Source organism: Rhodococcus sp. IEGM 1366, assembly GCF_033142425.1.
In the GTDB taxonomy this organism is placed as follows: Bacteria; Actinomycetota; Actinomycetes; order Mycobacteriales; family Mycobacteriaceae; genus Rhodococcus_F; species Rhodococcus_F globerula.
Map to the genome: position 1 here is coordinate 66,565 of NZ_JAWLRZ010000018.1, position 10,064 is coordinate 76,628.

The following is a 10,064-nucleotide window of genomic DNA, read 5'->3' on the forward strand; positions in this document are numbered from 1 at the left end:
CACTCTCGTAGCCTGACCTCTTGGCAGAGTACTAAGCTGGTGTCCGGTAATGGGTACGCCGTCGCTGGCGTGGACAGGGAGTCGCCGTCCATAAGCCTGGGTGGTATTGGGGTGGGGAGTCCGATCATAATGTGATTACGGTGCTGTAGTCAGAGCTATTTTCTAACACTTACAGGCAGTCCCCAACGCTAGGGGAAGCCCGGTACGATTGTCATATCTTCGTAGCCAGTCGAGGACGCGTTGTGAGTCCTTTAGGACGTCATCATCGTCGTTGCGTTGGAAGTTCTACGAGAATGCAAAAGGCCAAGAAGCTGACAATAAGTTCGATCTGATCTCGATTCCTATTTCCGGGACTGCGACGGAGGTAGCCACAATTCAGGATTCACCTCTGCCACCCCAGCTACATACGCCGCTGCTGCGCAAGTTGTTTCGGCAGCGGGATCAGCTGAGCCCGGATAAGCCCGAATCCACCGGCCAGGTATCTTCAAGCTGGCCCACACACGCCCGCGGGGACCGTCGTAGCGTTAGCCTGAACGAAGGATCTCGACGATTACCACTACCGACCGCACTGAGCTGCTTACCGCCGAAAAACGCCTTCTGGACGCTGTCCTGGCTGGCAAAGAATGTAACTTCATCCGATCGACGGCGACACCGTCCTACAACGAGATTGTTGAGTGGGACGACCCCGACCGTGAGATCCGTGCTCACTTTCTCGTCGAACTCCTCACAGGACAACACTCCACCGAGAAGCCTGGCAGGGTCGCAATGCGTGGTGCCATCATCAGCGGCGTCCTGACCATCCCTAGGTCCGCAGAGGTTGTCACTGTCAGTGCCCAGTACTGCCGATTCGGCGATTTTGTCGCTACAGGCGGGGTGACATTTGGCGGGAATATCCGGTTCAATGGCACGGCCTTTACCGGGGCGGCATATTTTGAAATGGCGATGTTCCACGGTGCTGTCGGGTTTGGTCAGGCAACGTTCAACCGAACAGTCCAGTTCGGTAGGGCGACGTTTGATAAGTATGTTCGGTTCGGCAGGACAACCTTCAACGATTCCGTCGGTTTCGGAGGAACAAAGTTCAACGGTTCCGGTGAATTCGGTATGGCAAAATTCGGTGAGACTGCGAAGTTCAATGGGGCGACGTTTGGCAAGGACGCGGGATTCAGAGGGACGCGATTCGGGGGCGCCGCGGGGTTCAGCGCGGCTAAGTTCGGTGGAAGTGCCGAATTCAGCGGGGCCAAATTTGACGCTGAGGCGAGATTTGCGGATGTGACCATTGCTGGATCAGCTGTGTTCAGCAAATCCAGGTTCGCTCGGAATGCCGGGTTTGGCGCTATAAATGTTGGCGGTGCCGCGAGGTTCGATGGTGCAAAGTTCGGCGGGACCGCTGCGTTTGGCGGAGCGAACTTCGGTAGCGACGCGGGGTTCGATGGTGCAATATTCAGCAGCAATGTCGGGTTCAGTGGGACGGACTTTTGTCGGACCGCAAAGTTCAACCAGGTGACCTTCCTCGGATCGGCGAAATTCAGCGGAGCAACATTTACTGGTGCCGCGAGGTTTGACCTCGCAAAGTTTGACAAGGGCGCAACATTCAGTTCGGCAACATTCAGTGCGGCTAGTAGATTTGACGGCGCCAGGTACAGCGGGCCCGCCGGATTCAATGAATCAACGTTCGGTAGTGATACGACGTTCGATGGCGTGGAGTTTGGCGGGGAGGCAAAATTTTGCGCGGTGACCCTTCGCCAGCGTGCAACATTCAGTGGGGTGACCTTCAATTCGGCTTCGCGGTTCGATCGTGTGAGGTTTGGCGGACCCGTGTCGTTCGAGGGTTCGACGTTTGGTGGTGATGCGACGTTCGATGGTGCGACATTCGACGCACTAGCGCGTCCAGATTTCTCGCAGGTTGTCGCTCGTTCACTTGAGTTTCAGAGAGTGAAGTTCCACTCTGCTATTGAAGGAGCGTGGGCAACTGAACTCGTCTCATTCGTAGAGGCAATCTTCGACGAGCCGACTATCATTCGTGCACTCTGTCGAAAGATGGACATTTCGAGGGCAGAATTCCGATCCGGAGGAACCATAGAGATTCGTGGGGGCTCTCTAGACGCGTCTGCAGCGAATTTCGGTGCACGAACAGTATTGTCGGATCCGGGTGCTGATGCCTGGAAGGATTGGATTGGAGTCGTTGCTAGTGAGCGAGGTGTTACTGCCGTGCGCGTCAGCTCTGCTGAACCCCTTGCCTCTCTGCTCACTGATCCCCCTCGCCTGCAGTCGCTTAGGCGTACCGCCGTCGCAAATCTCGAGTTGTCCGCTGTAGATCTAACTGAGTGCCGGTTTGCTGGTGCGCACGGGCTTGACAAGATGCAGATCGACTCCGCCTGCGCCTTCCCAACTGCTCCCGCCGACACAGCTTTTCGTAAACCTGTGCGGTTCACGCGACGCACAGTTATCGCTGACGAACGGATGTGGAGGGAACAGAACGCGACGTGGGATCAATCCGACTCTGGGTCATCCACACATTCGGCCAACGCGCCCGACATTCAGGTCGTTCCCACATCTGACATGCCAGCAAGGGATGTTGAACCCGCGTCCGTTGACCCCGATGGGGCGACCACTGAACCCGCCGGCGTTGGCGCGCTGCGGACAGGTTCGACCAGCGCCGAGAAGTCCACCACTCCGACGGCGCCTACACGGATCCCCGACAACGAACGGCTTGACGCGACCGAGGTTGCGGGCATCTACCGCTCGCTTCGTAAGGGACTCGAAGACGCCAGCAACGAGCCTGGCGCTGCAGACTTCTACTATGGCGAGATGGAGATGCGGCGCTTGGCGCATCGTATGTCGAGCGCTACGGGACATAAACCTTCGTTCTTTGAAAACTGGCTACTGACCGCCTATTGGCTGGTGTCCGGGTACGGGCTACGGGCATGGCGCGCGTTCACAGCGATTGGTGTGGTGATCGCTGCGGCAACGGTGGTCTTCGCGACGGTGGGCGTGCAAGACCCGCCCGGGATGACAGAGAAGGCGTCATGGGTGCATCCCCTTAGCGGCGCAATCGGATACGAGCAGGTGCCGAAGGCGTCGTTCGGGTGGGGGGACTCGTTCGAGTTGGCGGCGCGCAACAGTGTGGCACTGCTGCGGAACCCGAGCAACACGCCAGACCTCACACCGGCCGGGACCGTCGCCGACATTTCTATCCGACTGCTGGTTCCGGTGCTACTCGCGTTGGCGGTACTGGCGATTCGAGGTCGAACGAAACGCTGACGAGGCAGGCTGGAAACAAGTCGGCCAAGCGTGATGCCGGCCGCCGCACACGCTGGGGGTTCACGAAAAACTCGTAATTCCCCACCATCCAAACCGGGTGCCGAGCCATGCTGGTCTGGATCGGCGAAACACGCGAACACGGCGATCTAGTCGGGATCTTCAGGCGGCGTTCGCCATGCTCTGCGGCATCCCGCCAGATGCTTGCCACTGCCGGCGACAATTTCGATCGGACTCGATACCGATCCGACTCGATCGTGGCGACTCCGTATCGACTAGCTGGACTCCGTCGATGACGTCTCGCCGATTTGATGGGGTTGGTAGACAGTCATGCTCGTGTAAACATCACGGATCGCCGCATTTCGGGCCCCTGGCGATCCGTGGGCTTCGTCCGAGTTGAACCCGGACCGGCGCCGACCCGACGACGAGCTGTTGCCCGCAGTTCCACTCACACGTCGAACGAAAAACGAACCTTAAGGTCAGTTACCGCGAGTCGCTGATAGCGCTTAACTTCTACGCGACTAGGCAGGCGTCATGCTGTGGTCGGGCTCTCCGGTTCGGAGAGTTGCTCGGGCTTTGGGGGTCGCGATGTGGGACTCCAACACGTGGTGGTTGAAGATCTCGTTTATTGCGACCGGCAACTAACCATTCCACCCGATAGCGCGGTTTCCTACCCCTCTACTGTCCGGTCGATGCTACGGCAACGTGGTCATCGGATCATTGTGGGGCAGAATGCAAACCGAGCTTTCGAACAGGAAACGATGGAAAATGAGGATCGAACTGCCAACGCAATGTTCGGGTACTTCGAGGTCTTCCACAACGGTCAATGTCGGCATGGTGCTTCAGGGACGCTGACACCGATCGAGTTTGAGAAAGTACACTTTACCCGCCAAATCGCAGCCTGAATTCAAATATGATGACTTCACTGAACTAGATGTCACATCAAATTCTCCGGAAACTCCGGCGCGACTCAGGACTGGTGGGCACAAAATTCTAGAGATCGCCGTCGTGCTCGGGCCCGCGACCATAGAATATCGTAGAGAACAAATATCATGAAGGGGATCCGTGCGCCTATCTGCATTTCGAGTACAGAATTACAAGCGCATCGAAGACACTGGTTGGGTCGATTGTCGCGACCTTACCGTCTTGGTTGGCAAGAACGAGGCAGGAAAGTCCGCCGTACTACGCGGACTCTCTAAGTTGAACCCCTCCGACGGCGAGAAGTACGACGGACTCCGGGAGTATCCGCGCCGCCACTACTCCGACCGCTTTTCGGAAGAGGCGACTGTGGCAACAGCTCGCTTCATGCTCGACGAGAACGACTTGATCGCCTTGACTGCGATCACGCCTCTACTGGCCGACATCGAGTACGTGGAAGTCGGACGCCGTTACGACAACGTGTGCTTGGTCGAATTCTCTCCAGCGACGGGCAACGACTATCCCAATGGCACGAAGGCCAAGACCGTAATCAACAGCGCGCTAAACGATTTCAAGGAATCCTTCGCACCTGACGGACACGGGGATGATTTCGCTCCCTTGAAAGTAGAACTCTCTCAGGTTCTCTCAACGCTCGCCCAGCAGATACCCACACAGGGCAATGTCCGCGGGGATCTGATCACCACCATGTACGAGGCCGTCACCGCTAGGGTGACGGAGCAGTGGCACCGCGAGGCCTTGGACGGACTACTCAAGGCACTTCGACCGCTGCATGAGGAATCTCAGCAGCGGTCGAAGTTGGCCGGTGCGCGCGGTTGGGTCGTGAGCAACATGCCGCAGTTCATCTACTTCGATCACTACGACGTGCTCGACAGCGCCGTACACATTCCCACGTTCCTAACACAGATTCAGCAGGATCCACATGCTCCGCGCGTCCGTACCACTCGCGCGCTCTTCAGGCACGTCGATCTTGACCCGCAGCGACTCCATGACCTTAATGCGGGACTAGCGAGTGATACGGCAGATGCTCGTCGCCGCATCGACGAACGAGCGATTCGCACTTCCTCCGCGAGCCAGGCTATGACCGAGAAATTCGCGGCATGGTGGCTCCAACGGCGACACAAGTTCCGCTACGACCTCGATGGCGATTACTTCCGTGTCTGGGTATCCGACGACCTCGACCCAAGCGAAATCGAACTCAACCAACGCAGCCAAGGAATGCAGTACTTCTTCTCCTTTTTCCTCGTATTTCTCGTAGAAGCTGCAGAGAACCACGAAAACAGCATCCTGCTCCTGGACGAACCCGGTAATTCACTGCATGGCACCGCGCAGGCAAAAATCATCGAGTTCCTCCGCAATGTCACCGATGAGAACCAGGTTATCTACTCGACTCACTCCCCCTTCATGGTCGATGGCGACCACCTCGAGGAGATCCGGCCCGTATACGAGGACAAGACCACCGGCTCAACCAAGGTCTCCGACGACGTATGGCCGAAAGATAAGGACGCCTTGTTCCCATTGCAGGCAGCATTGGGGTACCAACTGGCTCAATCACTGTTCATCTCGCGACACCAGGTATTGGTCGAAGGAATCACCGACTTCTGGATTTTGAAAGCGATGGATGAAGCCCTCAATGCGAATGGGCGAACAGTGCTCGACCCACGCGTAATAATCACTCCCGGCGGTGGCGCCGGTCGCGTTGTCCCCCTTGCCAGCATGCTGGTTGGACACGAAGTTGAAGTCGCGGCACTGTTGGATGGCGACGAACCCGGGCGGAAGGAGGGAAGGAAGCTGGAGCGAATCCTCGGTTACGCAAACAGGGTACTTTTCGTTGGCGATCATACCCACGATGGCAACACTGCGGGAGAAGTCGAGGACCTATTCCCAGACGACTACTTTGTCGATGCAGTCAAGGCAGCCTACGGAAATAAGGACTTGCGTTTCAACGCTGATGAGAAGGCGCTGCCCAACATCGTCGATCGGCTCGAAGCGCTGTTCGAACGGAAGAATCTCGGAGTATTCGAAAAGTGGAAGGTTGCCCGCGAACTTGCTGACGCGATCATGAAGGATCCGACGGGCGTCCCGTCCGAGACACTCGATTCATTCGAGGCTATCGCGGCCGCGCTGAACAAGATCACCGAATCGATCTGACACCTCACTCTTACGCCGGCATCGGTTTAGGAGGCGTTAGAGGTGCTCGACCGGCAGCGATTGTGCGGACGACCTTACGAAGTGGTTTTGCCATGTCGAAGTAGTCAGCCCGCCTGGTGCGCTCAGCGGCGATTTCGGCCTGGACTTTGAGGCGCAGCAGTCCCTGGGTGGCTGTTCTCGGTGTGAGGCACCGGAGAATAGGGCGCCGAAGCTCAACTCACATGACGGGTGATCTTTTCGGTTAGGTTGGTGTAGGGAAGGTAGTAGTTGTCCAATCCCATTCCGCGCAGCAGATTCTTGAGGAGCTTTTCCACGACCTTGCTCGGGTGCTCTTCGAGTTCCTGAGTGGTAGTCGTGGCGACTGATTGATATGTGGGTCGTTTGAAAGGTTCCACGTCGGCGAATTGATAGGAGTCCTGGCGGAAGGCCTCGGCCGGCTTCGTGTCTTCCAGGTTGTCGATGTAGACGCCGACTCGCCATTCTCCGTAGTAGGGCGCTTTGTCGGCGGAGAACTTGGCAACGGCGGCGCACGCGATGTGCGTCAGTTCGAGGATGTGTTTGGTGTAGACGCAAAGTTCGGCATCAGGGTAGTTCCCACTCGGCCTGGTGGCTGCGCCGGACAGGATGCTCCATGCGCCCTCGTCATCTACCAGGACCGACACCCTGGTCTGTTCGACCAGGACCGACCCGCTGGGCAGTTCTACACGGGGATCGTTCTTCCGCAGTGACGTGACAAACCAGCCGTCGGAATGGGGATTGCTCTGATCTGCATCTACCAGAAATGGTCCGTGAATTCTCTCGATGCCCCCGATCAGCTCTCTGATCGCGTGGCCAGGGTACCCGGTCATCGCATCCGAGACAGGGCCTGCGTAGGACGGGGCGATCGCCTCGAAACGGAGGACGAGTTGCCCGGTCCGGCGGCTCGCTGCATCAGGTGCATGGAGGTCCTCGCCGACTCCGACGAGTCGGGCTTTGAAATCCTCAACCGCAGGGCGGCGATCCGCCATCAATCGGCGTATTTGATCGTCCGAAAGTGGCGTCTTTCCGTGTTCGGTCCGGCCCCAGTAGTTCCCGTCGACCATGTGGGGTGCGCTTGCTGAGGCGGGAACCGTTACGACCATCACGCCGAGGGCGGCGTTATCGGAATTCGGGAAGGTGCTGGTCGAGACGTGAAGGGGCGGCCGGATCGTCGATTGACTGACCTGATTGATCCGGGTCTGCAGGGAGCTGAGATCGGTGCCGACGACGTCGCCGGCTACACCCGCCTTCGACTCTTCAATACCGATGATGAGGGTGCCGCCATCGACGCTCAGGGATGCGAGGTCTTTCGCGAGTTCTTTGTTGGTGGCCCTGTTGGTTGCGGGGATTTCCTTCTTAAGCTCGACCCATCGACCTTCGTCCAAGATGCCGGCGGCAGCGGCAATCTCGATGTCCTCCCAGGTTGTAGGCGAGAATCGAGGTTTTCCGGGACCGAGGTAGTGGCTTGCTGTCATCGTGTCAGGATGCCACGCGAAATTGCGGTGACATCAGTCGCCCATATCGGCATCGGGGGTTGCCGACTTGTCCGTCTCGTGGTGTATCGGGTCTTGGTACAGCGTGACGGTATTTCCCTTTGTGTGGATGGCATCCGCGTCGTTGCCTGCTTGATGCCCAAAGCCTGACCAAGACCCATACATCGAGACCGTGGGGCCTTGGAATGTGTAGTTCTCGGCGATGGCGAAGCTGTGTCCGCTGTAGCCATAGCCATACAGTCCATCGGCTCCCTTGGGGTAGTTCTTGAACTGCACGTCGTTGTACTCCGGTTTCAGGAGGCTGACGAATGCTTTCTCCGCGTCGGCGATCACCGCCCTGTAGTGGGCGTCCCAATCCTGATTCTGGGTGTCGAAATAGTCTTTCGCTGTCTCGATTTCCTTTGCTACGAGTGGATCCGCAGCCCAGGCAAATAGGAACATCTCGTCCGTGACTTGAGAGCCTGGGCGGATCGGATCCTCACTACCGAGGATCTTCTGACGCTTTGCGTGCGCGCCATCGAACAGTCGTTCATAGGTGTCAGTATTTTTGGCGATCCCCACGTAGAGCAGCCTGTAGGTAGCGAAATCTCGATGCCGTGTGAGGCCAGTGATGCCAGGTTTTCCCCGGCCAACGTCGTAAATCAGCTTCTCCGTGGTGAACCACTCAAACATCTTTGACTCTGCTTGACCTGCTTCGATGTCGTCCTCGGTTGCGTTTGCGTACAGCTTCATGAAGTTAGGGCCCCAGGTGACGATGATGTCCTCAGGAGCACATTCAATATCGGCGTTCTTAGCCAGAGCCATGCCATCCAACTCGAAACTGTCCGTGAGTGTGTCTCCGGTCGTGAGATTCAGACTGAGGATGCCGTTGCGCTCGGTGGGTTCTGTGAAGGTTGCTTCCGCCCGCATCGCAATCATGTAGAAAGCGCTCGATCTAAGGGTCTTCTCGACATCCGAGTCTTCAGTTAGCCATATCGCGACGCGGTTCGATACAGGTGGATAGACAAGAAAAATGGGACTGGCCATGACAGTCAGTGGATTCACATCGCCACAGTACGGGTGGCCGACCTGATGCGGGACGGGGCGGTATAGGTCGTTTTAAACGTATCGTTGAGTGCGAGGCTTTAACGTCCGCGTGGACGTGTTACTCGATTGTGTGGTTGTGAGATGGATGAAGACATCGGTGTCGTCTCTGGTCGGTGCACGGAGTGCGGGTTTGAGTTCCCTTACCCCAGCAAGGCGGCCGCAGAACCCGCCGGAACGGCATGCCCCCGGTGTGGCGCTACCGCAGGGAGGGCATTCGAAATAAATGCCTCCGATTCGGTTACGTTCCACGAGTATGTCAAGGCGAAAGGGAAGCGTCCGGGTAAGAAGACGCGTCCGGGTAGGAAGAGGCCCTATATCGAAACCGAGGGTGGAGAACAGTTCAACCACGGCGCGGGCAAGTTTGTGGAGAAGTACGTACGAATCGACCGGGACAAAGACGAGTACGAGGAGATAGTCACCGATATTGAGACGGGCGTGACGATCCACGAGTGTCGTGAGCCGCTGAGTGAGCATCGGGACCATGGATCAGCTAGATCCAGAAAGCATGACGAGTCGGGATAACTGGTCTTTGTGCGGTGTCCTTTGCGTGTGCTGGCGGGCATCGTTTGTGCCTTTGAACTGGGTTGATGACATGCCCCCGGCGTGATTGTTGGGGTGTGTGGGCGCCGGCAGGGTGTTCGGGTTCGGTGGGGGTGTTGTGGGGCTCGTTTTGAGTGTTTTTGAATGTTGTTGTGTGTCAGTAGGTTTCGGTATTTGTCTGGCGTGGAGTGGGTTTCGTGGGTTGTGCACGGTTCGGGTTTCATAAACGTCGAATATTGTTGTGGTGGTGACGTTTTCGGAGTTTCGTGTTTCCGGATTGTTTTGCGGTTTGGGTGGGGTGGGGGTGTATGATTGGGAGCATGATGATGACGAGGCAGTGGACGCGTGACGGGGCGCCTTTCGTGACCCCGCCCTCCTCTTCAGCCTCGTTCGGGTGTCGGGTACCGGTTCAGACATTGCGATTAATTCAATTGGTGAGAAACAAGATTCGGAATTCAGAGGAGCGAAGCGACTCGATCGACGGCAACGGCACTCGACCCACTGCGAGCCGCGCAGCGGCTCCCTGGCGGGGAGCGCAGCGACTCGCTCCCGTCTCCCGACGCGAAGCGTCGGGAGGAGCGC

The 10,064-nt window shown here is 57.5% G+C and carries 5 protein-coding genes; 3 read left to right on the forward strand and 2 right to left on the reverse strand.

The annotated features are described in order from the left end of the window. Positions 1-765 precede the first annotated feature (765 nt). Together R4P64_RS32140 and R4P64_RS32145 are read left to right on the forward strand one after the other, a co-directional pair. Positions 766-3,261 carry a pentapeptide repeat-containing protein gene (locus tag R4P64_RS32140; RefSeq protein WP_317824245.1) on the forward strand — a complete coding sequence of 832 codons (2,496 nt, stop codon included), beginning with the start codon at positions 766-768 and terminating at the stop codon, positions 3,259-3,261. Between the two features lie 1,143 nt (positions 3,262-4,404). Beyond that, on the forward strand, positions 4,405-6,345 hold the full coding sequence (locus tag R4P64_RS32145; protein ID WP_317824247.1) for an ATP-dependent nuclease: 1,941 nt from the start codon (positions 4,405-4,407) through the stop codon (positions 6,343-6,345). Positions 6,346-6,557: 212 nt separating this feature from the next. Here R4P64_RS32145 and R4P64_RS32150 read toward each other — a convergent pair whose 3' ends face one another. After that, entirely contained in the window at positions 6,558-7,838 is a 1,281-nt protein-coding gene (locus R4P64_RS32150; RefSeq protein WP_317824248.1) for an ATP-binding protein, read from the reverse strand. Between the two features lie 33 nt (positions 7,839-7,871). Continuing rightward, positions 7,872-8,900 carry a hypothetical protein gene (locus R4P64_RS32155; protein ID WP_317824249.1) on the reverse strand — a complete coding sequence of 343 codons (1,029 nt, stop codon included), beginning with the start codon at positions 8,898-8,900 and terminating at the stop codon, positions 7,872-7,874. Positions 8,901-9,023: 123 nt separating this feature from the next. Between R4P64_RS32155 and R4P64_RS32160 the strand changes: the two genes are divergently transcribed. Further along, entirely contained in the window at positions 9,024-9,464 is a 441-nt protein-coding gene (locus R4P64_RS32160) for a hypothetical protein (protein ID WP_317824250.1), read from the forward strand. Positions 9,465-10,064 lie beyond the last annotated feature (600 nt).

Excerpts from the sequence above, each read along its gene's own strand:
- R4P64_RS32140 (WP_317824245.1), top strand. The coding sequence starts at position 766 with ATGCGTGGTGCCATCATCAGCGGCGTCCTGACCATCCCTAGGTCCGCA.
- R4P64_RS32150 (WP_317824248.1), bottom strand. The coding sequence starts at position 7,838 with ATGACAGCAAGCCACTACCTCGGTCCCGGAAAACCTCGATTCTCGCCT.
- R4P64_RS32160 (WP_317824250.1), top strand. The coding sequence starts at position 9,024 with ATGGATGAAGACATCGGTGTCGTCTCTGGTCGGTGCACGGAGTGCGGG.